We start from the raw sequence: 26,475 nt of genomic DNA on the forward strand, positions 1-26,475 counted from the left end.
TCATGTTGACTGTCATTGAAAAAGCAAAGAAAATCAAACTGCTGGCAATGGATGTTGATGGCGTATTGTCTGATGGCCAGATCATTTATGATGCTCAAGGGGTGGAAGCCAAAGCATTTCATGTGCAAGATGGTGTGGGCCTGGTGGCACTGGAACAGGTTGGCATCATTCTTGCCATCATCACAGGGCGTAACTCACCGATGGTCGCTCGTCGTGCCCAAGAACTGGGCATTCATCATGTTGTACAAGGCAGAGATGATAAGTTCACTGCTTTAATGACTTTGGCGGATGAGTTGGGATTGTCTTTAACAGAATGTGCCTACATGGGCGATGACTTGCCAGACCTTAGAGCAATCCGTGAGGCTGGCTTGGGCATCAGTGTGCCAAATGGTGTGGATATTGTCAAGCAAGCTGCCGATTTCATCACGACCAAAGCTGGCGGTGAGGGGGCGGTCAGAGAGGTGTGCGAACTGATTTTGAAATCGCAGAATAAATACAATGACTTTATCCAAAAATACCTATAACCCTCATGAGTCATAACGATGATTAAGTAACTGACTGATGGCGATAAAGCATGAACATAAGAATTTTAAGCATTCTTGGTGTGATGGCAATGATGGTGTTGGCTTGGTTTTTTTATCAAGAAGACACCAAGATTGAGCCTACCATTCCTACAAATACCGATGTGGCTTATGAAGTAACACAAATTAAAGCGGTGCAGACCAATGAGACAACTGGCGAGGTGGAATACACCTTGACCGCTGATTCATTGACGCAAAACTCTGCTGGCGAAGATGAGATGGAAAAAGCCGTGCTGAATTGGCAACCACCAATGGGTGAAACTTATGTCATCACTGCCAATCGTGCCAAGCTGAATCAAGAGACTGGCGATTTGGAGGTGTTTGATGGCTTTGTCCTGACGAGAGAGGCGACCGCTGATAAACCTAAGATGGTATTTGAAGGCAGTAGGCTTTTTGGTAACACTAAGACAAGGCAGCTATCAAGCGATGAGCCTTTGTCGGTAAAAAGTGGTCAAGATGACTTTCAGGCCAAGGCAATGCGTGCCAATCTTAATACTGGCGAGTATGAATTTGATCAAATACAGATGCTGTACCATGCAGCTTGGCGTCAGGATCAGCCATTGTTTTAGGAGTCATGCCATTTTGATGAGTATTGAAATTTGTTGTAATCATTGTAATGTTAAGAGATTGAGAAAGTTATGTCAGTTTTTACACCCATAAAATCTACGATAATCATGGTCATGGCGTTGACGGTTGTCAAAAATGCCAATGCGTTACCATCAGATGCCAACCAACCAATTCGCCTGCTTGCTGATCGTGCTACTTATGTTGAGCGTACAGGCGTAACGACTTATTCAGGCAATGTTACCATTGAGCAAGGCACATTAAAAATCGCCTCTGATAACATCACGCTCAATCTTAGTAACGATCGTAAAATTAAAAATGCGGTTGCTACGGGTCGTCCTGCCACTTTCCAGCAAGTCATTAGTCAGGAAAAAGGCTTGGCTAAGGGTCAGGCGAATCGCATTGATTATAATGCCATAACAGGGATTGTTACTTTGACAGGCAATGCCAAATTGACTCAATCAGGTTCAAAATTTTCTGGCAACACCATTCGTTATAGTTTAAAAGCTGGTGATGTGGAGGCGAATGCAGGTGGTGGTCAGCGTGTGGAGTTGGTTTTTCCACCGAATGGCGGCAGTTCACAAAAAAGCGTGCGTTGATTGACTAAGCGTGATGAGTATGAGAATTGATATGAAAGGAAAGCTATGTCAGAAGTGACCTTGAAAATGCGCCACTTGGGCAAGCGATATGGCGAGCGCTGGGTGGTTAAAGATGTGTCATTTGAGGTGTTGCAGGGTCAAGTGGTGGGCATCTTAGGTCCTAATGGTGCAGGCAAAACCACAAGTTTTTATATGGTGATTGGGCTTGTTCCGATGGATCGTGGTCAGGTGATGCTTGGCGATGTTGATGTGTCTAAAAAATCAATGCATGAAAGAGCAAGGCAGGGCATTGGCTATCTCCCTCAAGAAGCATCTATTTTTAGAAAGCTGACTGTTGAACAAAATATTTTATCCGTCTTACAAATGCGTCAGGATTTGAGTCGTTTGGCACAGCATCAAGAGCTTGAAAAACTCATGGCGGAATTTCACTTAGAGCATGTGCGTCATTCGTTAGGCATGAGTGTTTCTGGAGGTGAGCGTCGTCGTTGTGAGATTGCCCGTGCTTTGGCAAGCAATCCGAAATTCATCTTGCTTGATGAGCCTTTTGCTGGTGTTGATCCGATTTCAGTGGGAGACATTAAAGATGTCATCAGTGCCTTAAGGCAGCGTGGCATCGGCGTGTTAATTACAGATCATCATGTGCGTGAGACTTTATCCATTTGTCAAAAAGCCTACATCGTCTCTGAGGGTGCCATCATCGCAGAGGGATCACCAAATGACATTTTGGCTAATGAGTTGGTGCAAAAAGTATATCTGGGCAAGGACTTTTCTGTATGACCATGGTGTGTTAGCGATTATTTTGAGTGAAAAATGGCAAAAAAATCATCATCTTATGTTTGTCAGTCGTGCGGTGCTAATTTTGGCAAATGGTCTGGGCAATGTGCTGATTGTGGTGAGTGGAATTCCTTGGTGGAAGCTCCTAGTGTTGCCATGCCACACCATAAGACAACCAAAAAAACTACCATAGCAAAGACCGCCAACTATGCAGGTGCCATCTCAGGAGTGATGAATCTTGATGAGGTGGGAGTAACGGTCGAGACTCGCATGCCGACTGGCATTGGTGAGTTTGATCGTGTGCTAGGCGGCGGACTTGTTGCAGGCTCTGTGGTGTTGATTGGTGGTGATCCAGGCATTGGTAAATCCACCATCTTATTGCAGACTGCCACCAACATGGCAAGTGGCGACTCATTGGCAGGCTCGGCACTTTATATTACGGGCGAAGAAAGCTTGTCTCAGGTTGCCATGCGAGCCAAAAGACTGGGGCTAAGAACGGACCGCTTAAGAGTATTGGCTGAGACAAATGTTGATGCAATTTGTTTGGCGTTATCCACTGAACAGCCAGCAGTCGCCATCATTGATTCGATTCAAACGCTGTTTACAGATGCGATACAGTCAGCACCTGGAGGTGTGGCTCAGATTCGTGAGTCAGCAGCCATCTTGACAAGATATGCCAAGCAGACAGGTACGGCATTGTTTTTGGTTGGTCATGTTACCAAAGAAGGTGCTTTGGCAGGTCCTAGAGTGCTTGAGCACATGGTGGATACGGTGCTGTATTTTGAAGGAGAGTCTGACAGTCGTTTTCGCATGATTCGTGCGGTAAAAAATCGTTTTGGTGCGGTGAATGAATTGGGTATTTTTGGCATGACGGATGCGGGTCTTAAAGAGGTTGCTAATCCATCAGCGATATTTTTAAGTCGTTATGAAAAGCCAATCGCTGGCTCTGTGGTCATGGTCAGTCGTGAAGGTACTCGCCCATTGCTTGTGGAGGTACAGGCGTTGGTTGATGATGCACATGCCCAGCCAAGACGCATGGCGTTGGGATTGGATTATCAGCGGCTGTCTATGTTGTTGGCCGTCATGCACCGTCATGGTGGCATTCATACCAGCGGTCAAGATGTCTATGTGAATGTGGTGGGTGGTGTTAAAGTCGTAGAGACTGGCTCGGATCTGGCCGTATTGCTTGCTTGTGCTTCCAGTTTGCGACAAAAGGCATTACCGCCAAGACTTGCGGTATTTGGTGAGGTGGGGTTATCAGGTGAGATACGCCCTGTGCCAAACGGTCAGGAGCGTTTGCGTGAGGCAATGAAACATGGCTTTACACATGCCATTATTCCTAGAGCGAATGCACCTAAGGCAGACGGAGATCAATTTAATGCCATTCAGATCATCGCAGTAGATAGATTGGATGATGCTCTAAATCACGCTTTTGAGCTGATGTGCTTTTGAGCCGATAGATTTGATTTGTATTAAGTAAGGAGCTTGCTGGTTACTTTGATGAGAGTCATGGTGTATCGATGCGTTCAATCATGACATTGCCAGTACTATGCTGATCAAGACCAATCACTTTGGCAGCAGCGTAGGATAGATCAAGCACACGATCATTATCAAATGGACCACGATCATTGACACGCACAACGACAGATTTGCCATTGTCTTTATTAGTAACTCGGATATAGCAGTTCATTGGCAAGGAACGGTGTGCGGCAGTCAAGGCGTTCATGTCAAATGTTTCGCCACTGGCTGTTTTTTTGCCATGAAATTGGCGACCATACCAAGATGCCAAACCAGTTTGTTTAAATTTATTGACTGTGTTAGAGGCGAGTGCTGCAAGCCTTTGCAAGACAGGATCGTCTTTTTTGATGGTGGTGTCAGAAGACCCTAGGAGCGGGCTGTTTAGCGTTAATGATGTTGGCTGGCGTGTCGATTTGATCAGGCTTGATGCACCATTGTGCTGGCGTGCCAGTTCATTCAAGACCTTGTCGATATTGGGCGTGTTGTTCACTGCCACAGCAGGTGTGAACTGTGCAGTAGCAATGCTAATACTGGCACCTAATAAGCACCTTGCAATGTATTTCATAACAACCTCTTGTGAGTGTTTGGCATATAACCCAATATTTTTTGGTAACGAGTGGATACTGATGAGCCAAACTCCAAATCATGGTATCAATTGGTCTAACAATACTCTTCATGAATGATGCGTGAAGCAGAATCATTGATCAAAAACGGCACGCACCAAATATTCATATAATAACATGATTAAATAAAATTACAAGTAAATTCAATGATGGCAAATCATGGGTTTGGATTAGTGACCATTTTGCGTATGTGTGTGAACACAAGTTAATAGACCAAAGCCTGCCATCAGTGTGATGATTGCAGTACCACCATAACTGATGAAAGGTAGGGGGACTCCAACCACAGGTAAAATGCCCCCAACCATGCCAACATTGACAAATATGTACACAAAAAAAGACATGGAAAGTGAGCCAGCCAGTAAGCGACAATAGGCATCTGGATTGATGAGAGCAATGTACAATGACCGAGCCAGTAAACAAAGATAAAACAACATGAGTAAACCAACCCCGGCCAGGCCAAATTCTTCACTAAATGCGGCGATGATGAAATCGGTATGACCTTCTGGTAAGAAATGTAAGTGAGATTGCGTGCCCTCAAGATAGCCCTTGCCTGTCATGCCACCTGAACCGATGGCAATCTTAGATTGGGTGATGTTCCAGCCAGAACCTAGCATGTCTGCTTCGGGGTTGAGTAATGTCATCACACGAGTTTTTTGGTAGTCGTGCATGACAAACTGCCACATAAATCCAACCAAAGGCATGCTTAATAACATTGCCGAACCAATCATCCACCACGGTAGACCTGCCAAAAACAGCACAAAAATTCCACTGGATGCCACAAGTAAAGAAGTGCCAAGGTCGGGCTCCTTGGCGATGAGTCCCACGGGTAAAAGAATGATGGCAAGTGTCATGGCAACCGTTTTCATATTCGGTGGTAATTCTTTGTTGGACAGATACCACGCGCACATCATTGGCATGCCAAGTTTCATAAATTCAGAAGGCTGTACACTACCAAAACCAGGAATTCGAATCCATCGTTGTGCTCCCATGCGAACCTCACCGATCAGTTCTACCAAAATTAAAAGGAACACTCCGATTGCATAAAAAACGGGCGTCAAGGTGCGATAAAAGTTCGGTGGAATCTGTGCCATGGCAATCATGACGGCAAAACCAATGCTAAAACTCACCATCTGACGAATCACCATGCTCATGTCTTGAGTTGAGGCACTATATAGAACAGTCAGCCCAATAAAACAAATCGCCATCAACAGCATCGTAAGCCAAGGGTCAATGTGTAAACGCTCCCAAATCGTTGGTTCAAGTTCGCGTCTTAGGTGATGGCTTTGGCGTGAAAATCGATATTGTTGCTTGGTCATGGTGTTGTTTGACTGATCAAGTGGGGGTGTTTATCATCATGTAATGAACTTAATAGTTTAACTGATATTGATGAAATTTGATAGTGTTTTGAGAATGGCGATTGCAAAATATGCTGGCTGTGTTGATGAGTGGAGGTGTGATGACCACCGCTGTGTTTGGTAGGGGTGCTGAGTTGATTGATGGAGATGTTTTATTCATCTGCCAATCAAATTGCCAAAATCATAAAAATGACCTACAATAATCATCGTCAAAATCCTTTAAATTCGGTAGAATTGCCATGAATCATCAACAAGCCAGAGGTAAGAGTCATAGGAATAATATGAATGGCATGCCCACACGCTCATCAAATCAAGGCTTTTCAACCACCTTTGGTGCGATGATTGCCTTATCATTGGTTGCCATGATGTCTGCATGTACAGCCACTCAGAATATGCAACAGGCACATGTCGTTGAGACTGCCGATACCAGCCAGCACCAACAAAACTCAATAATTCAACAAATTCAACCAATGCCTGATTTTCATGATCATCATGATGGTCATAGTCATGTTATCCCAAAAGAAGTAGGGACAAAGGCGGATTTTGAAGCATGGTTGAGTGTTCGTCCATACTATATGCCACAAATTGCAAGTTATGAGCGATATTTGATAAGTCAAATCGGTGAGGGTAAGGTGCCTCCAATGCACGAGCTTTTGACAACCGCAAGATCATGGCAAGAATGTGGCCATGAACCCTATGAAGTACCACCCCCAATGCTTTGGTCGGCAATGATTCCCACCATTTTACTGTTTAATGATTTGCAAGAAAAAGGCGTGTTGCCTGCTGACACGAAAATTCGTTCGGTATATCGCAATCCTAAGCTTAATCGTTGTGCAGGCGGTGCGGTCAGTAGCAAGCACATGACAAACGGTGCGATGGATATTTGGGTGCCAAGCATTGACATGGGTAGTCACGAGATGTCTGAATTGCAAAATCGGCTGTGTGAATACTGGCTGCATGATGGTAAAGCATGGAATTTTGGTCTTGGTCTTTATGCCACAGGAGCGATTCATCTAGATACGCAAGGTCATCGAAAATGGGGTGCACAGTTTTCTCAAAAAGACTCCATTTGTCGCATCACACCGCCAAAGACTAATGGGTGATGTGCGATGATTCAAGAAAGAGTTTTTATCCAAAAAGCCAATATATTACAACAACTTGGCATAAGTCTTTGGGTAGAAAAAGACACCCCTAGCATTTTGACATCTTGGCATCACACAGACCGCTATCATCGCACACTGATGGTCATGCCTGCATGCCAAGATGATGATGTGGCCGTCATACATAGCCATCATGAAGCGTTAAAAGATGAAACGCAGGCATCATCACCAATGACCATCAGTCTGGACAAGGCCAGACCTGTGAACGATGACATCAATTCTTGCGTCATTGACAAAGCCCTACCAAACCCTCAACAGCATGTTCATCATGCCACCGTTCATGACGAAGCTGATGACGGTCTGATATCTGATGATATTAAGTATGAGCTTGAAGGCGTTCGTGTGAGTAACTGGATTCTGATGGCTGATGTTACACAGATGAGTCAAGAGGAGCGTTCAATTTGGACATCTTTAAAGTCAGCCCTATCGGAATGGGCAAATAAAAATCGACAGCTTTTTGCAGCACATCGCATCAATTATCCAATGAACGAGGAGTTGCAAAATCTGCCCATACTGGCACAAAAATGCCTAGATGGCTTCATCATGCGTTTACAAATGCTTGGAGAGTTTACTCATCAAGTGGCATTTTTGAATGATTTGCCTGATGGTGTTGATTATTTTGGTGAAATGCAAATCTTACCAACATTGATGCAGATGAATCATGATGTCATGCTAAAAAAGTCGCTATGGCAAAAAGTGGTCGCTTATTGACAGTGGTTGTGCGTCATTTCGAACTCACTCCCATGCCAGACAGTCTGCTGGTGCCTTGAGTGGCTTTGTGGACAATGATTTGTGTGCCAATGCGTTCTTTTAAACTGGCAACATGAGAAATGATGCCAATCATCTTACCTTCTTCTTGTAAGGCGGCGAGTGTGGCAAGAGCAATATCTAATACTTCCTCATCTAAAGTGCCAAAACCTTCATCTAAAAACAACGAATCGATGCGGATATTTTCACTGCTCATCATGGACAAGCCCAGTGCCAATGCCAAGCTGATGATGAAACTTTCTCCACCAGATAAATTTTTCGTACTGCGTTCTTCATTGCCCTGCTGTGTATCTATGATATTGATTTCTAAGGCTTTATTACTGTCATCACCTCGACATAGAACATATCTTTGGCTCATGCGTGCCAAGACTTGATTGGCGTAAAATAACATTGCATCTAGTGTCAAACCTTGTGCAAAATTACGATATTTTTTACCATCTTTTGAACCGATCAGTTCATTTAATTTTGCCCAAATTTCAATGTCCTTTTTCTTTTGATTGATGGATTGGTGTAATTGAGCTTGCTTGCTGCGTTGTTGGGTGGCGTGGTCAAAAATTTGTTGATTTTTACCAAGATTTTGTAAAATCTCTCGCTCTTCTTGTTGTAGGGCATTTTTTTTGGTGATTAGCTCATCAATGGGGGGTAGATTGGCAACTGACCGCATCAATGCTGATGATGCTTCATTTTCTTGATTGAGATTCTCGGTGGTGCTTTTGATGGCGTATTGTAGCGTGTCTGATTGCTGTTGTAATGATAGCCTTTCATCATCATTGAGTCGTGCTGATAAAAAATGCTGCTCATCTGTGAAATTTTTTGCTAATAAGGCTTGGTCAAATTCCATTTTGGCGTCATCTAGGGTTTTTTGGGATTTTATCAACTGTTTGTCTGTGCTTGACAACCTGTCTTGTAGTGAATTAAGCATGTTTTGCTGTTCATTGTGAGATTGTGTATGTTGGCTAAGTGCATCAATGGTATCTTTGATGCGTTGTTGCAGAACAGTCTCTTCCTTGTCAACAATCTTTTGACCAAATAACGCTTGCCTTTTCTTATGTAACTCATTGATTTTGTGTGATGTTTCGGTAATTTGCTGGGCGGTGAGATTCTTGTGATTGGACAGGGTTTGTTGCTGTACTTGCTGAGCATTTAAAGTAATGATGAGCTGGTCTAGCTGGCGATTAAGTGATTGTTTGGTGGTGTTTGCATGCTGAAAGTTTTGATAAAAACTGGCGATTTTATCAATTTTCTCTAAAAATTCTTGCTGAATGTGTTCATGTGATTTTGTTGGATTGTTGGCATGCTGTGATGATGGATGGTTGCTTTGTTGATAATGAGTTGTGATGGCAAGCATGTTTGTTGCGATGGTCGCTAAGTTTTGGTTAAGCTGTTGTGATTCTGCTTGCATTTTTTCTAAGTTTTGTTCTGCAAGGGTGATCTGCTCATTTAAGGCATTACCTTCACGCTCAATATTTAAGCAAAGCTCTTCATGTTGCTTTATTGTATTTAAGAAATCTTGAATTTTTGGGTCAAGCATTCGATGGTTTTCAAATGCTTGATTGAGCTGTGTTAATCTGCTCTGGCAGTGCTGCTTGAGTTGTTTGAGCTGTTCATGAGTGAGTGCATCATTCAAACAAAAATTTTTGGTTAAAGTGGGGCGCTGCTTGATCAACTCAAAGAGTTTTTGGTTGAGAGTGGTTTGTTGAGTTTGTAAATATTCCAGCTGACCCTTTGTATTTTCTAAATTATTTTTTGTGATGATTTGGTGTTGATTGGCATCGCTTAGTGCTTGATTTAGTGTGATGATTGCTTGGTTTGTGTCATCAATGGCACGGTCGATGCTGTCATCATGATGAGTTGGCACCAGTTTATTAGGGTGGTCGCATGAGCCGCACAATGGGCAGGGCCTGCCATCTTGAAGGTGGCTGAGTTGTTTTTGCAAAAGTTGCAATTCTAGTTGGAGTGCTTTGTTGTTTTGTAAATTGGTGAGTATGTTTGTTTTTTCATTCAGCTCTTGGGTGGTGTGAGTGATGTCTTGATTGAGTGTGGTCAGTTGACAAGTGAGGGTGGTGAGTTTGTTTTGAGTGTTGCTTAGTTCTTGATGGGTGTTTTGTAAGTCATGAAGAATGCTGCTTAGTAGGTCGTGGGCATGAATGTCTTGTGTGAGGGCGATGCCATGATGTGAAAAATCATGACTTTTAAGCGTGCTTGGCGGTTGTACTGCCATGAGGTATTGTTGTTCAAGGGCTAGGCATTGTGCTTGTTGATGCTTGAGTTTGGTCTTTTCGTCTCTGTAATTTTGACGCTTTTGTTTTAGCTGGTTTTGAAGATCGGTTTGGCTGCGTTTGGCATCATGAATAAAAACATCTAGGCGGTTTTTTTGTTCAAGCTGTCGTGAATATTCAGCGTGATGGGCTTTTAATAAGCCCAAATCTCGACCGATATCCTCGCTTTGATATTGTGTCAGATGCTGTATTTCTACTATTTTCTGCTCAACTTGATCTTTTTGTGCCAGATTAACCTTAATCTCCGATGCGATCTCTTGTAATGCTTTGTCCTGCTGGTGTTGCGTGTCTGTCAGTTGATTGTGATGACTGTGGAGTGAGGTCAGTTGCTCATCAAGTTTTCGCACTTGTCGAAAGAGTTGTGTGTATTTTAATTCATCTTGCTGGGCAAATGTGAGTGCATTGGCGGCTTGATTTTTTTGGGTAAGGGTTTGCTGGACTTCAAATTGCCTGTGATGTACGCTGTCATTCAGATGCTTTTTTTCGCAAGTCAGTTGTTCTTGATGTTCTTTTAGATGTTGCAAACGGGTGTGCAGACTTTCTAAGTCATGTGCGTTATTTGCTTGTTCAAGTAGGGCGATTTTTGGGTGAAACGCATCAAAATCATCTTGATGACGACTTAATAACATGGTCAGGTTTTTGATTTTTTGTTGGTGCTGGGCGTATCTTTCAAGCTTTTTAATGTCTGTTTCTAAACAAGACAGGGCGGACTGACGGTGTTTTAATGCGTTCTTGTTGTTGTCGATGGTGGCTGATAGTGTGGCAAATTCGTCATCACTCATGACGACATGGTCGTTGAGTTTGTCTTGTAGTGCGGTGAGTTCTAGTCGTTTGGTTTTCTCGGTTTCAAAAGCTTGTGTGCTAATTTTGGCATAAATCTCCGTGCCTGTGATTTGTTCTAAAATCTCACCTTTTTCACCAGCATCTGCTTTTAAGAATGCTGCAAAATTACCCTGTGCAAGCATCACGGAGCGTGTGAACTGCTCAAAGTTCATGCACATGATCTCAATGGCTTTTTTGTCACATATGCTGGGCTTGGTCTCTATGATTTGACCATGTTCGTCGCTTGCATGTTCAATCAGACTGATTTCTCGACGAATGGCTTGCAATTTGCCACTTGCCTTGCCACCTGCCCGTCTTTGTTGCCAAACAAATCGATAGCACTGCTCGCCCATCTTAATTTCTACTTGAGCCATACATTCACTTGTACCTAGACTCATCAGTTCATTTTGTGTTGTGCTGATTTGTTTGATGCGTGGGGTTTGACCATAAATGGCAAGGCAAATGGCATCTAAAATTGTCGTTTTTCCTGCGCCTGTTTGCCCAATGATGGCAAAGATGCCATCACGAACATAGGCGTCGTCGGTAAAATCAATGTGCCAGCTTCCTTTAAGAGAATTGAGATTGGTGAGTGTGAGGTTGAGTAGTTTCATGGGTGTGCATTTGAGAGTGAGGGGGTGGTTATTTTTCAAGATGGTCGTGGGTGTGAATGTTGGCAAGGAGTGTCTGATAGGCATTCTTTAGTAGGGGTCGTTCCTGCTCGCTGATGCTTTTTTGGTTCAGCAGTTGTTCAAACACATCGGTCTCACTAAGTTGTTTGAGGTTGAGCAACTTGGGTTGTGAATCCATCGATTTTTGGTAGAGTGTGCGATTTTGGATGTTAAGTGCCAATACACAAGAGCCCGCCAACTGCTGGCGAATATCATCGGTGAGATGTGGGCGTAATTCTTGTCCTGTATAGATGATTTCCACCCAGGCGTTTGCGTTGTTTTTAAGGAGTTCGTTAAGTGCGTCATTGATGTGCTGCCAATCGCCGCTGATTTGGATCAGTTGCTGAAAGACTGGCACGCACAATGACTGCACCGCAGGGCTTGTGTCTTCAAAATCAATGATGAGAACTTGCTTATCCTTACCCACCTCCCCAAAGCCCATTGCCATTGGTGAACCACAATAGCGAATGTGTTCGCACTTGGCAACTTTTTGTGAAGCATGAATATGCCCAAGAGCGACATAGTCAATCGCTGGGTCAAAAATGCCAGAAGGAATCTGACCGAGTGTGCCAACATACAAGTCACGCATGCCATCATCTTTGGAGGAGATTTGTGATCCTGCGACAAAAAGATGCCCTGTGGCGATGATGGGGATTTTCTTGTGAAATTTTTCAAAAATATCTTGTTGTAACTTCTTGGCGTGTTCACTTAGTGTGTCATAATGTTTGGCAATGCCCATGAATGTGTCATGCTCTTTACTTTTAAGGTCATCAAAATTGGAGCTTTCTCTGATGTCTTTATCACGCAAATAAGGTACAGCAATGACGATGGCTTCAGGTTTGTTTTGGTGATGTAGTAATAACAATTCATCATCAATATCATGGCTGACCATGCCAATGACTTTAATGTTTAAAGCGTTTAAAATGGATTTTGGGGCATCGAGAAAGGTGGGGCTGTCATGATTGCCTGCGGTGATGATGACATGACGACAACAACTTTTGGCAACTTGTCCCAAAAAGCGGTAATACAACTCCTGTGCTCGATTGCTGGGAGTCATGGTGTCAAAGACATCTCCTGCCACGATCAACACATCAACATCATTGTGATTGATGGCATCAACCAGCCAGTCTAAAAACTCAGAAAATTCATCATATCGCTGCTGACCATACAGTCGCTTGCCAAGATGCCAGTCGGAAGTGTGTAACACTCTTAGGGCGTGAGTGGGTTTTTTTAGGGTGGCTGTCATTATTACTGAAAAATTGTATCAAGCGGATTTGACTGGGGTTGATTTGGGTGATGGTTTTGCTCGAAAGTCATACCACGGTTTTGACGGTTTTGGCTTGATCAAGTGCTGTGTATAGGCGGTTGACTTCATCGGCGGAAGTTAGGTATAAGCGTGTGCGTAAGGCGTGAAATTTGCCTGTTTTTGAGGACTTGACTTGAATGGTGGCGGCATCAAACTGCGGAAAAATTTCTGCCAAAATCAGCGTAACCTCATGAAGCAGGCTGTCATGCTCACCTTCATTACCAATGATGCTGATGGGGTAATCCATGGGAAAATTCCACAAGTGTGGATTTTGAATTTCGGTGCGTTTTGCACTCTGTGCGATGGGCGGGTTTAGATCGGTGATTTTCATCATGATTTCCTTGGTGAATGTTTATTAAGTGGTGAATGAAATAAGGTAAAAAATCAAAACCTCAAGAGTGTGATTCATGTGGGTGGTTAAAGTCTGACAATCTTAAAAACCTAGTTTTTGGTATGCCATTGCTTTTTTATTCAAATGGTTGATGCGATGAAAGTTTGGATTGTCATTTGATGATAAAAGGGCTTACCATCAGTAAGCCCACTGGCAATCAATCATTTTCGAGGAATGAACGCAGATGCTCTGAACGAGAAGGGTGGCGGAGCTTGCGTAGGGCTTTGGCTTCAATCTGACGAATGCGTTCACGAGTCACATCGAATTGTTTACCAACTTCTTCTAAAGTGTGATCAGACGCCATGTCAATGCCGAATCGCATTTTTAATACCTTTGCCTCTCGTTCGGTTAGATTGTCCAGTACTTCACGAGTTGCTTCACGCAATCCTTCAGCAGTGGCACTTTCCACAGGACTGGATATGGTGTTGTCTTCAATAAAATCACCCAAATGGCTGTCTTCATCATCGCCGATGGGAGTTTCCATGGAGATGGGTTCTTTGGCGATTTTTAGGACCTTACGCACTTTGGCTTCATCCATATCCAGGCGTTCGCCCAATTCTTCTGGAGTTGGCTCTCTACCCATTTCTTGGAGTAATTGGCGACTGACTCGGTTGATTTTGTTGATGGTCTCAATCATGTGTACAGGAATTCGAATCGTGCGTGCCTGATCGGCGATTGAGCGTGTGATTGCCTGACGAATCCACCATGTTGCATAAGTTGAAAATTTGTAACCACGGCGATATTCAAATTTATCCACGGCTTTCATCAAGCCAATGTTTCCTTCCTGAATCAAATCAAGGAATTGTAAGCCACGATTGGTGTATTTTTTGGCAATGGAAATGACCAAACGCAAATTGGCTTCTACCATGTCTTTTTTGGCACGCCGTGCTTTGGCTTCGCCGATGGCCATTTGGCGAGCCACTGCTTTCATGTTTTTGACATCCATTTGTAGCTCGTCTTCATGAGCTAGAATTTTTTGTTGCAATGCAACGACTTCTGGCAAGACTTTTTCTAGTGTTTCAGCAAAATCAGGTTTGCCATCAATGCGCAAGCGTAACCATTCTAGATTGGTTTCATTGCTTGGAAAGGTTTTTTTAAATTCATCAACGGGCATTTTACCGCGACGCACAACAATCTTCATGATTTTGCGTTCGTTGTTTCGCACATCTTGATACACTTCACGCATCAATGCCATCACCTGATCGGACAGGCGGTTATTGAATTTGATGAGCATGAATCGTGATGCCAGTTCATCATAGGCGTCTTTGACTTCATCGCTACCACGGCCGTGTTTTTCTAGGGCTTTTTGAGCATTGGCAAATAATGTTTGAATTTCCTCAAAACGAGTACGAACCTCTTCTGGGTCAAGATGATTATCATCATCACCACTTGTTTCATCCATCTCTTGACTGTCATCATCAGGATCTTCGATGTTCTCCATGTCTTTGAGGCTTTCTAATTCAATCTCTGCGTCTTCTTTGAGTTCAAACTCTTCATCATCAAGATTTAAAAAGCCAGAAACAATGTCGGATATTTTTTTCTCACCTGCTTTGACTTGAGCATATTCATCAAGTACGAATTTTACCGTACCTGGCCAATACGCCATGATGTACTGCACTTCACGAGTGCCTTCCTCAATGCGTTTGGCAATTGCAATTTCGCCATCATGGGACAATAAGTCTACCGTACCCATCTCACGCATATACATACGCACAGGGTCGGTGGTGCGACCTGGTTCGGTTTCAACACTTGCTAAAACGGCTGCTGCTTCATCTGCTGCCATGTCATCATCGCCACCAGAATTGCCCAAAATGATGTCATCCTCATCAGGAGCGGCCTCATAAATAGGAATGCCGACATCAGTTAGCATCTGAACAATGTCTTCAATCTGATCGCTTTCGGTAACAGAGTCTGGCAACTGGTCATTCACCTCGGCATAGGTTAAATAACCTTGCTCTTTGCCCAGTTGAATGAGTGCTGCTAACTGAGAATTGGAATGTTGTTCGCTCATGAATTCTTGCCTATGATCAATTCTGGGGTAAAAATGGTGCTTATTATATCACATGCGTTGGATATATGGGAATGATTGTGATGTTTTTCAAGGATTTGAGTGTGTTTGATGCGGTGATGAAGCGTGCTGTTGGCATTTTTGGACGCTGTTAGCCACTAGCAAAATGAACAAAATGTTTGTAAAATGCTCACATCTTTAATCATTTTTAAACAGTATTTAATCATTTGATGAGTGGTTTTGGCGTTCATATGTTTATTTTTTTACCATCTTGGTGCAAACTCTTAATCAAGCATCAAGCCAAAAAACAAGCCTTTTGGTTGCGTGTGATGAATGACTTGGCTTTTGCCATGAAAATGGTTGCGTTGTGTGCTTTTTTGATGGCATGTCAAGATGATGCTGGAAAAGTTGAAAGTAAAAATCTTGATGCAACTGTTGGTGATTTGGCAGGTTGCTATGGGATCATTCAAGGTGAGCCTGCACAGATTAAGATTAATCAGACTGCCAATGGTTTTAGCATGCAAATGAGAGAGCCGAAGGGTAGTCAAAGCTTATGGGATCATGCCGAGCCTTTAACGCTTTTGGACATTAATCAAGGGTGGGGGTATTTTAAAGTCAATACGCTGGATTTGGGTAAAAGCGACGCACAGCACATCATCGCTCGCCCAGATGGTATGATGGCACTCATGCAAGTTAAGGTCTCTACCCAAAACACCAACCCTCGCTTAGACAGTGCGTATGTGATGCATATCGTACAAGGTTCAAATACGGTCTATCAAATGCCTTGCGATGATTGAGAGTTTGGCTAAGACGACCTTGCCATGATTCAGCTGACTTGCAGTGATTGATGATCAACAATGATGATGAGGATTCATGGGTTTATTTGGTTATTTGATTTTAGGTGCTTTCATGTATTTGGCTGGATTTTTGACACATCAAAAGATGCTAAATTCATGCCGAGTTAACGGTGAGCAATTGCCAATATCGCATGCTGTACTGCGTCGATGTTTGTTAAGTTGTTTTGTTGTGATGCTGGTGGTGAGTGTGTTGATTGGGCGTATCATATTACATCATGAGACTGTAGATTGGTTGTTTGTTTTGGTTAACAGTGCGGTGGCGACAACTGTGTATTATTTTGGGGCGAATCCTGATACAGCCAAAATGAATTTGCCTGATTGATTTTGGTCAAGTTTTATGCCAATGCTTTGGTTTGGGTTTTTTGAGGTCTTAATAAAAAATGGAGAGTGGCATGTCTAATAAATTGTTTGACTTGATGGCGTCATCGAATGCCAAATGGGTGGATTTTCGTTTTACTGACACGCATGGTAAGGAATTGCATTTGACTTTCCCAGCATCGTCAATTGATGAAGAGACGCTAGAAGATGGCAAGATGTTTGATGGGTCGTCGGTGGCTGGCTGGAAAGGTGTTGAGTCGTCTGACATGATTTTGTTGCCAGATGTGCAGACTGCATATCTTGATCCATTTTGTGAATCGCCAACAGTGGCGGTAACTTGTGATGTGATTGAGCCTGATACTCTGCAAGGCTATGATAAAGACCCTCGCTCCATCGCTCGCCGTGCTGAGATGTATCTTAAATCAACAGGCATTGGTGATACGGCACTGGTTGGACCTGAGCCAGAGTTTTTTGTGTTTGATGAGGTCAAATGGGACATTGACATGTCTGGTGCAAGAAATACCGTGATTGCTGAAGCGGCAGCATGGAGTACCGATAAAGACTATGCTTGGGGCAATCTGGGTCAACGCCCTGCGGTCAAAGGTAACTATGCTGCGATTACCCCTGTGGATCATCACCAAAGTATGCGTTCGGTGATGTGTGATCGCATTGAGGAGGTGATGGGTGCAGGTCGCATTGAAGTGCATCATAATGAAGTGGCGAGTTGTCAGCTTGAGATAGGCATTTCTTTTAATACTTTGGTCAAAAAAGCCGATGAGGTGCAACAGTTTAAATACATTGTGCAAAATGTCGCTCATCAATTTGGTAAAACCGCCACTTTCATGCCAAAGCCTTTGGTTGGCGACAACGGTTCTGGCATGCATGTGAACATGTCCATCTCAAAAAATGGTGTCAATGTTTTTTCTGGCGATGAATATGCAGGCTTATCTAAGCTGGCCTTATATTTTGTTGGTGGCATCATCAAGCATGCACGCGCACTAAATGCCATCACCAACCCAAGCACCAATAGTTATAAACGCTTGGTGCCACACTTTGAAGCACCAATCAAGCTGGCGTATTCAGCCTCCAATCGCTCGGCATCCATTCGCATTCCACATGTGAACAGTCCTAAGGCCGTACGCATTGAAGCTCGCTTTCCTGACCCAAGTGCCAATCCTTATTTGTGTTTTTCGGCGATTTTGATGGCTGGTATTGACGGCATTGAAAATAAAATCGATCCTGGTGAAGCGGCGGATAAAAACTTGTATGATTTGCCCCCAGAAGAAGAGGCGATGATTCCGACGGTTGCTGAGAATCTGGAAGTGGCATTAAACGCACTGCGTGATGACCATGAATTTTTATTAAAGGGTGGGGTATTTAGTGAAGCGATGATTGATGATTACATTGCCCTAAAAATGCAAGAAGTAAGACGCATTAATGAGGCGGTGCACCCGATTGAATTTGACATGTATTATCGAGTATAGGGCAATGGCATGAAAAAAAGCGTGGGCTTTTAGTATGTTTTTTTCATAAAGGTTGGTAGAATGCGGTGGGGTAAAATGCCCCAACATGACAAGAGCGACGAGATTTTCCATGAAATTTGATGAGATGATGCACCTACAAACAGAGGTGTTGATTGTTGGTGGTGGCGTGGTGGGTAAGGTACTTGCGATTGGGCTAGCTGGTCTAAAAAAATCCGTAACGCTCATTGATATGAAGCCTAAATTGACATCATTGGCAAGAAAACAAAGGCTGAGCAAGCGTGATGCTCGAGTTTATGCTCTGAATTTGGCAAGTCTGAATTTATTAACTCATGTGGGCGTGCATCAGTTCATACGCCATGCCGACTATGTGGACATGCAAGTTTGGCAAGGTGATGGTCGTGGTGAGTTGAGATTTAAAAAGTCGCATGATGCAAAAATTTTGGGGAGCATGGTTGAGCCTAGTGTGATTGATGAAGCACTTGATGAGCGTGCTGGGTCAGCGGACATCATGCCATTTTTGACAATACTCAACGACACAATGCTTGATGAAAGTTTTGATATTGATGTGCGTACGACCAATAATGACGGTCTGGTCACTGTGATTGTCAGGCAACAAGATAAAAAAATACTGATTGAGACCAAATTGTTGGTGGGGGCGGACGGTCGAGAGTCAGCGGTGCGTAGAATGTCCGGCATTCAAACAGACAGGCTGGACTATCATCAAACCGCCATTTGTTGTGCCATTCATACCACAAAACCGCACGGCAACACCGCACGGCAAGCCATGCTAAATACAGGAACGCTGGCATTGTTGCCTTTGGCGGACATGTCGGCAGATGATGCTGGTTGTTGGCAATCGGTGGTCTGGACGCTGCCAACCAAGCTTGCTAAAACCTATTTGTCTTTATCGACAGATGAGCTGGCTCAAAAGTTGGCACTGGCGAGCAGCTTTGAACTTGGGGAGATTGTTGCTGTTGAGTCTGTCGCCAGTTTTGCCTTATCTGCACAAGTTGCAAAAAGCCATACCGCACCACGCACCTTACTCATGGGTGATGCGGCACATGGGGTGCATCCGCTGGCAGGGCAGGGGTTGAATTTGGGGCTGGCTGATGTGCAAGCCTTGCTTGATTTGATGGAGTGTTGCGATTTGTCAGACAATCATCAAAATGCTCGGTTATTACGCCGCTATGAACGAGCAAGGCGTGCGAAAAACGCCCTAATGATGCACAGTTTTTCATTGATTAATCATGTGTTTGTGGGCGATGTTTTTCAAAGAGAACCGATGAGATTCATTCGGTCGGAAATGGTGAGTATGACGGGGAAAATTCGCCCTTTGATGGAGTTTTTTAATAAAAAAGCAAGTGGGTTTTAGTGTGATGAATGCCTTAAAAATGATGGTTGTAATTTAGATTTAAATATTTTTGTATAAATTCTACAAATGTATAACAAAAAATAACTCGATTCGTATGTGATTGTCAGCAGGGTCTGTTATCATCTTTATCAAGAATTGATTTTGCTATAAAGTAATTCATTAAAGTAATTCATTCGATTTTTTGAATGTTAAGAAAATAAGCGGGGTTTTTATGATTAAAAGAAAATATACAAAGCTTGCTTTGGCGACAGGGTGTTTATTGCTGTTGTCAGCATGTGCGGCCAGCAATGCAAGCACCAAGCAGGGCGGTCAGCAGTCAAGCTCTCCTAAGTCCATGCTTAATGAGGTGGATTCCGAACCGATGCCAGATGGGGTGCAATCAGAGCCTGTTGGACTTGGCATCATGCAAGGCTTTCCGCCACCTATGGATAAGACTGTCAATATACTCAACGCCAGAGACTTTCCTCAGCTTCGTTGGACTTTTAGCAATATTCCAAATCTTGCACCAACGAAAGTCGTTGCATCCGCTCGAGAAAATCTTTATAAATTTCCTGTTGAATTGGATCGCAACATTGGCAAGATCAAGTTCATGCCTCAATTTCTACCAGCTGATCAGACTCAGCCAATCACAGTAGAAGATGCTTTTGTGCGTAAAGTTTATGGCGACTCAATGATCGTGCTACACGATGGAAAGATTGTTTATGAAATCACGCCAAACAAAGCTTATGACCCAATTGACGGTACGCATATTTTGATGTCGGTAACCAAAAGCTTTACAGGTACGCTGGCAGCCCAACTTGTTCATGAGGGTGTGATTGATGCTTCAAAGCCTGTTACCTACTATGTGCCAGAGCTTGCTAAATCTGCATGGGGAGATGCCACGGTTCGTCAAGTGATGGATATGACGGCTTCTTTGGATTATAGCGAAGATTACGCCGATCCTAATTCGGACATCAATGCGTTTTCTAAATCCATGTTGCCTGTACACCCATCAAATTATAAAGGCCCTAAGAGCATGTATGAGTTTTTGACCACAGTCAAAAAAGACACTCATCCGCATGGTACTGGATTTGAATACAAAACTGTCAATACTGATGTTCTGGCATGGATCATCGCTCGTGCAACTGGCAAAAGCGTTAATGTGCTGTTCTCTGAGCGTTTCTTCAAGCCTATGGGTATGAATGTTGATGGTTACATGCTTGTAGATGGTTCAGGAAGCCCTTTTGCGGGCGGTGGCATGAGCATGAATTTGCGTGATATGGCGATGTTTGGTGAGATGATGCGTAATAATGGTCGTTTCAACGGCAAACAAATCGTTTCTCCATCGGTGGTTGTAGACATCATGCGTGGTGGTGATCGTGCCAAGTTTGCTACTGGTGGCTATCCAAATCTAAAAGGGTGGAGTTATCGCAATATGTGGTGGGTTACCCATAACGATCATGGTGCCTATATGGCTCGTGGCGTACATGGTCAGGCCATTTATATTGACCCAGCGGCTAAGATGGTGATTGTGCGTTTCTCCTCAAACCCTGTTGCCAGCAATGCCCATAATGACCCATGGTCGTTACCTGCCTATCAAGCGGTCGCAGAGTATTTCATGAAGCGATGAGTATGAAAGAATGATGGTTTGGCGATTGGTTGAGTTCATCAGCCAATCGCTTTTTTTTATTGATATCGTTACTCCTTGGTGTGGGTTTACCCATGCTTTTTTCGATTAAAGTAAAGGATTGATTGAATTATCCCAGTGTGCTAAAAAACACCATCATGATGGGTGAGATGATGTTGGTAATGAATCCAAAACTGATGATGGTTGGAATGATTTTTGTGCCACCTGATGCAGTGAGTGTTGGCAGAGTAAAGTCGAGACTGGTAACCCCCCCTAATCCAATCGCTGCTGATGATGAATACCGCATGAAGTAAGGAATGAATATCAACGCAAAAATTTCTCGAATCAAGTCATTAAGTAATGCCACACTTCCCCAGACCGCCCCATAGGCGTCCGTCATCACAGGGCCAGAAAGTGAATACCAACCAAAACCTGAAGACAGTGCCAAGCCTTTGGTGATGGAAACATCTTGAAAAATCAGGGCGAACACCACGCCAGCCAGCAGTGTTGAGAGTGTGAAAACAATACTGATTTGCACGCCTTTTTTATTGAGCATGGCTTCTTTAAGACTGATGCCAGAACCTTTAATGCTGATGCCTACCAAAAAAAGCAGTCCCATCAACAAGACGGTCGTACTGCTTTTTGGAGGTATGAATTGGGCTGGTAAAAAAGTCGCCGCCAAAAATCCAAGTGCCAAGCAACTAAGCTGTATGATGCTGCCACTTAGGCTGATTTTGGTTTTGTTGGGCATGACAGGGGCTTTGACCTGACTGCGATGGTCCAATATCCACAAAGCCACAGAGCCAAAACCAATGGTTAAAAATGCAAGCGTGCCAAGATATAGGGCAATCTCTCCAACTTTCTCAGCCAAATCATCAACAAGCCCAAGTTCAATCCCTATGACAATTAAAATCAAATAAATCAAATAGTTCAGTGTGCGTTCGGCCATCTTGACCAAATCTGTATGCGTCGGTAGGGCAAAACCGATGAACATGGGAGTTAAGATTAAAAACAGCGTAATAAGTCCGTTCATTATATTGTCCTAATACAATCTCTTACATCAATAAAATCACTCAAATTGCGACAATATTTTTTTTAAATAAGTCAAAATAAAAGCGTCTTTTTGGTAATAAGTTTGTTAAAATAGTGCATATTTTCATCAAAAAATCCATCCCTGTCAACAGCCTAAGTTCCATATGGGTGAGAAATTGTGTTTTTTAAGATGAAAATAAGACAGTTTTTATCAATATTGTAACACCATTATCCAGCAAACGCCACTGCCAGCCCATGAACAGTCAAAGTATCATTCAGTTTTTCCAAAAAGTTTTAAACGATTTGTACCAAAGTGTGTATTTATTTTTAGGGGGGTCGCTTGATGATCAGACCTTAAATTGGACGGAGCGTGGATTGTCGTTGGCGGCAATCGTGATTAAAATCTTAATCGTACTGTCTTTGATTGGGTTTGGCTACTGGCTACTGGTTTATTGTGTTAAGCATGCCCAAAAATTTGTGTATGTATCGCACCGTACCATACGCATTGCTCGTGCGATATTGCGTTATGTGTGGTTTGTTACCAGTTTGATTGCGGTAATGATGCAAATCGGCTTTCATGCAGATACGGTCAAGGCGACAGCTAAGGCGGCAGCGTGGATTGGATTTTATTATATTCTATGGGCGACTTCTGGCAAAATGTTAAGTGGCGTTTTAAAGCATTATGAGCTGAATGCTTCAATTGAGCAGTTATTAAAAAACATGATTTTGGTGATGATGTTGGTGTTGGCACTGGCCAGCGTGCTTGCGCAGTTTGGTTTTGACATCGTCTCTTTGGTTGCAGGTTTGGGTATTGTTGGTTTGGCGGTAGGCTTTGCAGCCCAAAGTACACTTGCCAATTTCATTGCAGGCATCACGATTTTGATTGAGCAGTCTTTTCAAGTGGGCGATTGGATTCGTCTGGGTGATAGAGAGGGTCGTGTGGTCAAAATTTCTTTACGAGCCACGCAGATTTTAGACAGAGATAACATCATCACCATCATTCCAAATTTTACCGTGGCATCATCTGAGGTAGTTAATTTGACATCGAAAAAGATGATTCGCTTTCATGTGAAAACTCGTATTGCCCTAGAAGCTGACATTAGTCAAGCAAGAAGCATCATTGTTAAAATGCTTTCTAAAGATGAAGTGGTGCTAAAACACCCTGCTCCGATGGCAACGGTGAGTGAGGTGGGTGAGTATGGGGTATTTTTTATCGTGCGTTTTTGGGTAGCACCTTTATCGGTGGCTCGCATTCCCATCATCAAAGAAAATATCAATGAAAAAATCAAGCGAGCCTTAGATGAAGCAGGCATTCAAATTCCATATCCGCACATGCGTCTGGTCATGCCTGATGATAAAATAAACCAAAACAGCCATCAGGTGCAATGCAGTCAAGCTGTTGTTGGCTCTGCCATCGATGAAAAAGCGAACCACTAAAGCAAAAAGATGAGTAAGGGTGGCTGTATGACCACCCAAGAATCATTTGGCTTTAGCGAAGTTGTGTTATAATAGTATGTTTAGGTTCTGTATATAGACAGACTCAACCAAAGTTTAAAATTTTTTTATGATGAATATCCCCTCTGTATTAATTGATCCTTTTCATCAGTTTGATGTTAATGCCTTTGATCTTGTCATCACTTGTGCTGATGGACTTGAGCATGCCTTATTGATTGAGCTTGATACTTTTGGCTTGCAAGGTGAGATTGTGCGTACTGGCCGTGTTTTGGTTACGGTCAATCTTGCAAATTTCTATCACATCTGTTTGTACAGCCGTGTGGCTAGCCGTGTGCTTTTGCCGATTGGCACTTATCATTTTAAACAAAGACAGGCGGTTACCAATCAGATCTTTAAAAATGATCAAGGACAAGCCGTTACTCGCACAATAGACACTCAGATGATTGATGAAGATGTGCCAGAGGCCCTGTATCGTTTCGCTGCTGGCTATGACTGGACTAAGATTTTTGGGCTTGATGATAGCTTTGCCATTCGCTTATCTACCGACAAACGCCTGACGGTCAATCAGCAGTTTGCGACCTTGCGTATCAAAGATGCGATTGCTGATGTTTTTAATAAAAAATTAAGTGCACGCCCCAATGTCTCAAAAAATCCAGACTTGCACATATTCGCAGCGGCCACACAGCAATTTGCCGAACTTTTTTTAGATTTGTCAGGCAGTAGCTTGCATCGCCGAGGTTATCGTGTGGTGAATACAGCCGCACCATTAAAAGAAAATTTGGCGGCGGCATTGTTGTATGAGTGTGGTTGGCATACTGGTTGCCACGATGCTTTGATTGATCCAATGTGTGGTTCAGGAACTTTCATTACTGAAGCATTGCTCATGCGTGCTGATTATCCAGCTGGTTTGGACAGAACGACCAGTGAGTTTGGTTTTTATCGCTGGAAACATCATGACGATCAGCTATGGCAAGACAAGGTTGCTGCTGCCAGTGAGCGTTTTCATGAGAATGTGGCTGGCTTGGCTGACATCATGCCGACAGTTATTGCCTGTGATGCTGATGCGACAGCGATCCAAGCTTGCCATCAAAACTTGCTGGCGTCTGGACTGGCACCCATCATTCCAAAAATCACTCTACAACAAAAGCCATTATCCCATCTAAAAGACACGCTTGCCACCATCACTGCTAAGCGTCCTTTGTTGATTACCAACCCTCCTTATGGCGAACGCTTAGGCGACGGTGATTTTATTCAACCTTTGTATCATGGCTTGGGGCTTTCTGCTGCAGATGGTTTTAGGCTTGCAGGCGTGCAGCGAGCGGACTTGGCGGTGTTGGGCAGTCATGTTGAACATGTGGATACCTTGCCAATCATCAATCCCCAGACTTTGCGTTGTCATAACGGTGCATTGACAGTGTATTTTCGTCATGGTGAGATGGCTCTGTCAAGTCAAACTGGTATTTTGGAGTGCTTTGAAAGGCATGAGGTTATCAATGAACAAAGCCAAGATTTCATCAATCGCTTACAAAAAAACCTATCCCATCTAAAAAAACTTGCCAAAGCCGAGGGGGTTACCAATCTGCGGGTCTATGATGCTGATTTGCCAAATTATAATGTGGCGATTGACATCTATGGCGATAAAGTGCATGTGCAAGAATATGCACCACCAAAAAAGATTTCAGCAGATATTGCTAAGGCGCGTTTTAATTTAGTGCTTAATGGCGTGCGTGAAGTTTTGGGGGTGTTTCGTGAGAGTGTGTTCATCAAAACTCGTGCCAGACAGTCGGGAAACGAACAATACACCAAAAACCCAAATGCTGATGCCAGACGCAAAAAAATGTATGCCATGCGTGAACATGGGGCGTATCTTTATGTCAATTTCACTGATTACTTGGATACAGGTTTGTTCATTGATCATCGAAACATGCGTCAAATCGTCGCAAAAGCAAGCCGTGGCAAGCGAGTACTGAATCTGTTTTCTTATACTTGTACGGCCAGTGTGCATGCAGCGATGGCAGGAGCAAAGACGGTAACAAGCGTGGATTTATCTGCCAATTATTTAGACTGGGGTCGTCAGAATTTTGCTTTAAATGGTCTGGATTTAACGGCCATTTTCCAAGATGAGCTAAAATATCAGTTCATTGCTTCTGATGTTTTTGAATGGATCAAGGAGAATACAAAGAAGTATGAAGTGATTTTCATTGATCCACCGACCTTCTCAAATTCAAAAAAATTCAAAGGGACTTTTGATGTGCAACGAGATCATGTGGCACTCATTAATCGTGCCATGAACCGACTGATGCCAGATGGTGTCTTGTATTTTAGCAATAACTACACCCGCTTTGAGCTTGATGAGGTACTGATGCAGCGGTATCAAGTGGTAGAAATTACCCATAAAACCATTGGATTTGACTTTGATGTGAAAAAGCCAATTCATCGCAGCTATGAGATTCGCCATAAGAATGCTTTGAGTGGTGGAGCTGTGGTAGACTTTGCTGATGATGCCGTGCATGAAACAAGTGATGGGCGTGGTGTGAAAAAGCACCGCAAGAATCTTAAAAACCCTCCTTTTGCCCAGCAGTCGATGACTAAAAACAATCAGAATCGCACTCAAAAATCACATGGGGCAAGTAGCGGTGATTCAAAAAAAATCCGCGACACCAAAGCTGGTAACCACCTCAATGATTTTGACAAAAAAGACTTTGAGAGTCGTGCTGCCAAGCGACCAACACAAAAAGTACGCTATGATAAAGTCAATGGCGAGCTTATTGCTGTGATCGTTGAAGATGAGACAGTCAATCAACCCAAAAAATACAGCATTAAATCAAAATCTTAGTCAGATTTCATGATGTGCCAAAGCATTATGATGGGTTGTGAGATGAATTTTAAAGAGAAATGACCATGATAATTAATGAAAATCAGTTGTTAAATCAAG

21 protein-coding genes and 1 pseudogene are annotated in these 26,475 nt (G+C 43.2%); 14 read left to right on the top strand and 8 right to left on the bottom strand.

Going from position 1 to position 26,475, the window contains the following annotated elements; genetic code table 11:
* The first annotated feature begins 2 nt into the window (after positions 1 to 2).
* The 5 genes from M2R47_RS00205 (at position 3) to radA (ending at position 3,970) form a co-directional block, all read left to right on the top strand.
* Complete coding sequence (locus tag M2R47_RS00205) at positions 3 to 524, top strand: KdsC family phosphatase (RefSeq protein WP_249097370.1); 522 nt, start codon at positions 3 to 5, stop codon at positions 522 to 524.
* A 50-nt stretch (positions 525 to 574) separates the two neighbouring features.
* Entirely contained in the window at positions 575 to 1,150 is a 576-nt protein-coding gene (lptC, locus tag M2R47_RS00210; RefSeq protein ID WP_249097372.1) for an LPS export ABC transporter periplasmic protein LptC, read from the top strand.
* Between the two features lie 105 nt (positions 1,151 to 1,255).
* Entirely contained in the window at positions 1,256 to 1,744 is a 489-nt protein-coding gene (gene lptA, locus M2R47_RS00215; RefSeq protein WP_249097752.1) for a lipopolysaccharide transport periplasmic protein LptA, read from the top strand.
* Between the two features lie 45 nt (positions 1,745 to 1,789).
* Entirely contained in the window at positions 1,790 to 2,521 is a 732-nt protein-coding gene (gene lptB, locus M2R47_RS00220; protein ID WP_249097374.1) for an LPS export ABC transporter ATP-binding protein, read from the top strand.
* Positions 2,522 to 2,554: 33 nt separating this feature from the next.
* Entirely contained in the window at positions 2,555 to 3,970 is a 1,416-nt protein-coding gene (radA, locus tag M2R47_RS00225; RefSeq protein ID WP_249097378.1) for a DNA repair protein RadA, read from the top strand.
* A 55-nt stretch (positions 3,971 to 4,025) separates the two neighbouring features.
* Here radA and M2R47_RS09610 read toward each other — a convergent pair.
* The 3 genes and pseudogenes from M2R47_RS09610 to M2R47_RS00240 form a co-directional block, all read right to left on the bottom strand.
* Positions 4,026 to 4,349 (bottom strand): annotated as a pseudogene (locus M2R47_RS09610) (septal ring lytic transglycosylase RlpA family protein); the annotation flags it as partial.
* A 480-nt stretch (positions 4,350 to 4,829) separates the two neighbouring features.
* Positions 4,830 to 5,975 carry a rod shape-determining protein RodA gene (rodA, locus tag M2R47_RS00235; protein ID WP_249097384.1) on the bottom strand — a complete coding sequence of 382 codons (1,146 nt, stop codon included), beginning with the start codon at positions 5,973 to 5,975 and terminating at the stop codon, positions 4,830 to 4,832.
* Between the two features lie 49 nt (positions 5,976 to 6,024).
* On the bottom strand, positions 6,025 to 6,174 hold the full coding sequence (locus M2R47_RS00240) for a hypothetical protein (protein WP_249097386.1): 150 nt from the start codon (positions 6,172 to 6,174) through the stop codon (positions 6,025 to 6,027).
* Between the two features lie 79 nt (positions 6,175 to 6,253).
* Between M2R47_RS00240 and M2R47_RS00245 the strand changes: the two genes are divergently transcribed.
* Positions 6,254 to 7,117, top strand: coding sequence for a D-Ala-D-Ala carboxypeptidase family metallohydrolase (locus tag M2R47_RS00245; RefSeq protein WP_249097388.1), 864 nt, complete (start codon positions 6,254 to 6,256; stop codon positions 7,115 to 7,117).
* A gap of 6 nt (positions 7,118 to 7,123) precedes the next feature.
* Complete coding sequence (locus M2R47_RS00250; RefSeq protein WP_249097390.1) at positions 7,124 to 7,885, top strand: hypothetical protein; 762 nt, start codon at positions 7,124 to 7,126, stop codon at positions 7,883 to 7,885.
* Between the two features lie 13 nt (positions 7,886 to 7,898).
* Here the strand turns inward: M2R47_RS00250 and M2R47_RS00255 are convergent, their stop codons facing one another.
* The 4 genes from M2R47_RS00255 to rpoD all read right to left on the bottom strand — a co-directional run bounded on the left by M2R47_RS00255 (position 7,899) and on the right by rpoD (position 15,419).
* Positions 7,899 to 11,654 carry an AAA family ATPase gene (locus tag M2R47_RS00255; protein WP_249097392.1) on the bottom strand — a complete coding sequence of 1,252 codons (3,756 nt, stop codon included), beginning with the start codon at positions 11,652 to 11,654 and terminating at the stop codon, positions 7,899 to 7,901.
* 28 nt (positions 11,655 to 11,682) lie between these two features.
* Positions 11,683 to 12,957 carry an exonuclease SbcCD subunit D C-terminal domain-containing protein gene (locus M2R47_RS00260; RefSeq protein WP_249097393.1) on the bottom strand — a complete coding sequence of 425 codons (1,275 nt, stop codon included), beginning with the start codon at positions 12,955 to 12,957 and terminating at the stop codon, positions 11,683 to 11,685.
* A 67-nt stretch (positions 12,958 to 13,024) separates the two neighbouring features.
* Complete coding sequence (locus tag M2R47_RS00265; RefSeq protein ID WP_249097395.1) at positions 13,025 to 13,351, bottom strand: YbeD family protein; 327 nt, start codon at positions 13,349 to 13,351, stop codon at positions 13,025 to 13,027.
* A 214-nt stretch (positions 13,352 to 13,565) separates the two neighbouring features.
* Positions 13,566 to 15,419, bottom strand: coding sequence for an RNA polymerase sigma factor RpoD (gene rpoD / locus M2R47_RS00270; protein WP_249097396.1), 1,854 nt, complete (start codon positions 15,417 to 15,419; stop codon positions 13,566 to 13,568).
* A gap of 248 nt (positions 15,420 to 15,667) precedes the next feature.
* Between rpoD and M2R47_RS00275 the strand changes: the two genes are divergently transcribed.
* From M2R47_RS00275 to M2R47_RS00295, 5 genes are all read left to right on the top strand, one after another.
* Positions 15,668 to 16,213, top strand: coding sequence for a hypothetical protein (locus M2R47_RS00275; protein WP_249097399.1), 546 nt, complete (start codon positions 15,668 to 15,670; stop codon positions 16,211 to 16,213).
* A gap of 76 nt (positions 16,214 to 16,289) precedes the next feature.
* A complete protein-coding gene (locus M2R47_RS00280; protein ID WP_249097401.1) occupies positions 16,290 to 16,595 on the top strand; it encodes a hypothetical protein in 306 nt (101 codons plus the stop codon).
* A 58-nt stretch (positions 16,596 to 16,653) separates the two neighbouring features.
* Positions 16,654 to 18,075, top strand: a complete 1,422-nt coding sequence (gene glnA / locus M2R47_RS00285) for a type I glutamate--ammonia ligase (protein WP_418001161.1) — start codon at positions 16,654 to 16,656, stop codon at positions 18,073 to 18,075.
* Between the two features lie 85 nt (positions 18,076 to 18,160).
* Positions 18,161 to 19,447 carry an FAD-dependent monooxygenase gene (locus M2R47_RS00290; RefSeq protein ID WP_249097405.1) on the top strand — a complete coding sequence of 429 codons (1,287 nt, stop codon included), beginning with the start codon at positions 18,161 to 18,163 and terminating at the stop codon, positions 19,445 to 19,447.
* Positions 19,448 to 19,658: 211 nt separating this feature from the next.
* Positions 19,659 to 21,056, top strand: a complete 1,398-nt coding sequence (locus tag M2R47_RS00295) for a serine hydrolase domain-containing protein (RefSeq protein WP_249097406.1) — start codon at positions 19,659 to 19,661, stop codon at positions 21,054 to 21,056.
* Between the two features lie 127 nt (positions 21,057 to 21,183).
* On the opposite strand, the gene M2R47_RS00300 is transcribed toward M2R47_RS00295, so the two are convergent.
* Positions 21,184 to 22,086 (bottom strand): LysO family transporter, encoded by a 903-nt coding sequence (locus M2R47_RS00300; protein ID WP_249097408.1) that lies wholly within the window; start codon positions 22,084 to 22,086, stop codon positions 21,184 to 21,186.
* Positions 22,087 to 22,340: 254 nt separating this feature from the next.
* On the opposite strand from M2R47_RS00300, the gene M2R47_RS00305 reads away from it, so the two are divergent.
* Positions 22,341 to 23,522 (top strand): mechanosensitive ion channel family protein, encoded by a 1,182-nt coding sequence (locus M2R47_RS00305; protein WP_249097411.1) that lies wholly within the window; start codon positions 22,341 to 22,343, stop codon positions 23,520 to 23,522.
* Between the two features lie 127 nt (positions 23,523 to 23,649).
* On the top strand, positions 23,650 to 26,376 hold the full coding sequence (rlmKL, locus tag M2R47_RS00310; protein WP_418001162.1) for a bifunctional 23S rRNA (guanine(2069)-N(7))-methyltransferase RlmK/23S rRNA (guanine(2445)-N(2))-methyltransferase RlmL: 2,727 nt from the start codon (positions 23,650 to 23,652) through the stop codon (positions 26,374 to 26,376).
* The last annotated feature ends 99 nt before the right edge of the window (positions 26,377 to 26,475 follow it).

Source organism: Moraxella oculi (assembly GCF_023336735.1).
Classification (GTDB): domain Bacteria; phylum Pseudomonadota; class Gammaproteobacteria; order Pseudomonadales; family Moraxellaceae; genus Moraxella; species Moraxella oculi.

Coding starts and splice junctions, on each gene's coding strand:
- M2R47_RS00205 (WP_249097370.1), top strand. CDS start 3: ATGTTGACTGTCATTGAAAAAGCAAAGAAAATCAAACTGCTGGCAATG.
- lptC (WP_249097372.1), top strand. CDS start 575: ATGAACATAAGAATTTTAAGCATTCTTGGTGTGATGGCAATGATGGTG.
- lptA (WP_249097752.1), top strand. CDS start 1,256: ATGGTCATGGCGTTGACGGTTGTCAAAAATGCCAATGCGTTACCATCA.
- lptB (WP_249097374.1), top strand. CDS start 1,790: ATGTCAGAAGTGACCTTGAAAATGCGCCACTTGGGCAAGCGATATGGC.
- radA (WP_249097378.1), top strand. CDS start 2,555: ATGGCAAAAAAATCATCATCTTATGTTTGTCAGTCGTGCGGTGCTAAT.
- rodA (WP_249097384.1), bottom strand. CDS start 5,975: ATGACCAAGCAACAATATCGATTTTCACGCCAAAGCCATCACCTAAGA.
- M2R47_RS00240 (WP_249097386.1), bottom strand. CDS start 6,174: ATGAATAAAACATCTCCATCAATCAACTCAGCACCCCTACCAAACACA.
- M2R47_RS00245 (WP_249097388.1), top strand. CDS start 6,254: ATGAATCATCAACAAGCCAGAGGTAAGAGTCATAGGAATAATATGAAT.
- M2R47_RS00250 (WP_249097390.1), top strand. CDS start 7,124: ATGATTCAAGAAAGAGTTTTTATCCAAAAAGCCAATATATTACAACAA.
- M2R47_RS00255 (WP_249097392.1), bottom strand. CDS start 11,654: ATGAAACTACTCAACCTCACACTCACCAATCTCAATTCTCTTAAAGGA.
- M2R47_RS00260 (WP_249097393.1), bottom strand. CDS start 12,957: ATGACAGCCACCCTAAAAAAACCCACTCACGCCCTAAGAGTGTTACAC.
- M2R47_RS00265 (WP_249097395.1), bottom strand. CDS start 13,351: ATGATGAAAATCACCGATCTAAACCCGCCCATCGCACAGAGTGCAAAA.
- rpoD (WP_249097396.1), bottom strand. CDS start 15,419: ATGAGCGAACAACATTCCAATTCTCAGTTAGCAGCACTCATTCAACTG.
- M2R47_RS00275 (WP_249097399.1), top strand. CDS start 15,668: ATGTTTATTTTTTTACCATCTTGGTGCAAACTCTTAATCAAGCATCAA.
- M2R47_RS00280 (WP_249097401.1), top strand. CDS start 16,290: ATGGGTTTATTTGGTTATTTGATTTTAGGTGCTTTCATGTATTTGGCT.
- glnA (WP_418001161.1), top strand. CDS start 16,654: ATGGAGAGTGGCATGTCTAATAAATTGTTTGACTTGATGGCGTCATCG.
- M2R47_RS00290 (WP_249097405.1), top strand. CDS start 18,161: ATGACAAGAGCGACGAGATTTTCCATGAAATTTGATGAGATGATGCAC.
- M2R47_RS00295 (WP_249097406.1), top strand. CDS start 19,659: ATGATTAAAAGAAAATATACAAAGCTTGCTTTGGCGACAGGGTGTTTA.
- M2R47_RS00300 (WP_249097408.1), bottom strand. CDS start 22,086: ATGAACGGACTTATTACGCTGTTTTTAATCTTAACTCCCATGTTCATC.
- M2R47_RS00305 (WP_249097411.1), top strand. CDS start 22,341: ATGAACAGTCAAAGTATCATTCAGTTTTTCCAAAAAGTTTTAAACGAT.
- rlmKL (WP_418001162.1), top strand. CDS start 23,650: ATGATGAATATCCCCTCTGTATTAATTGATCCTTTTCATCAGTTTGAT.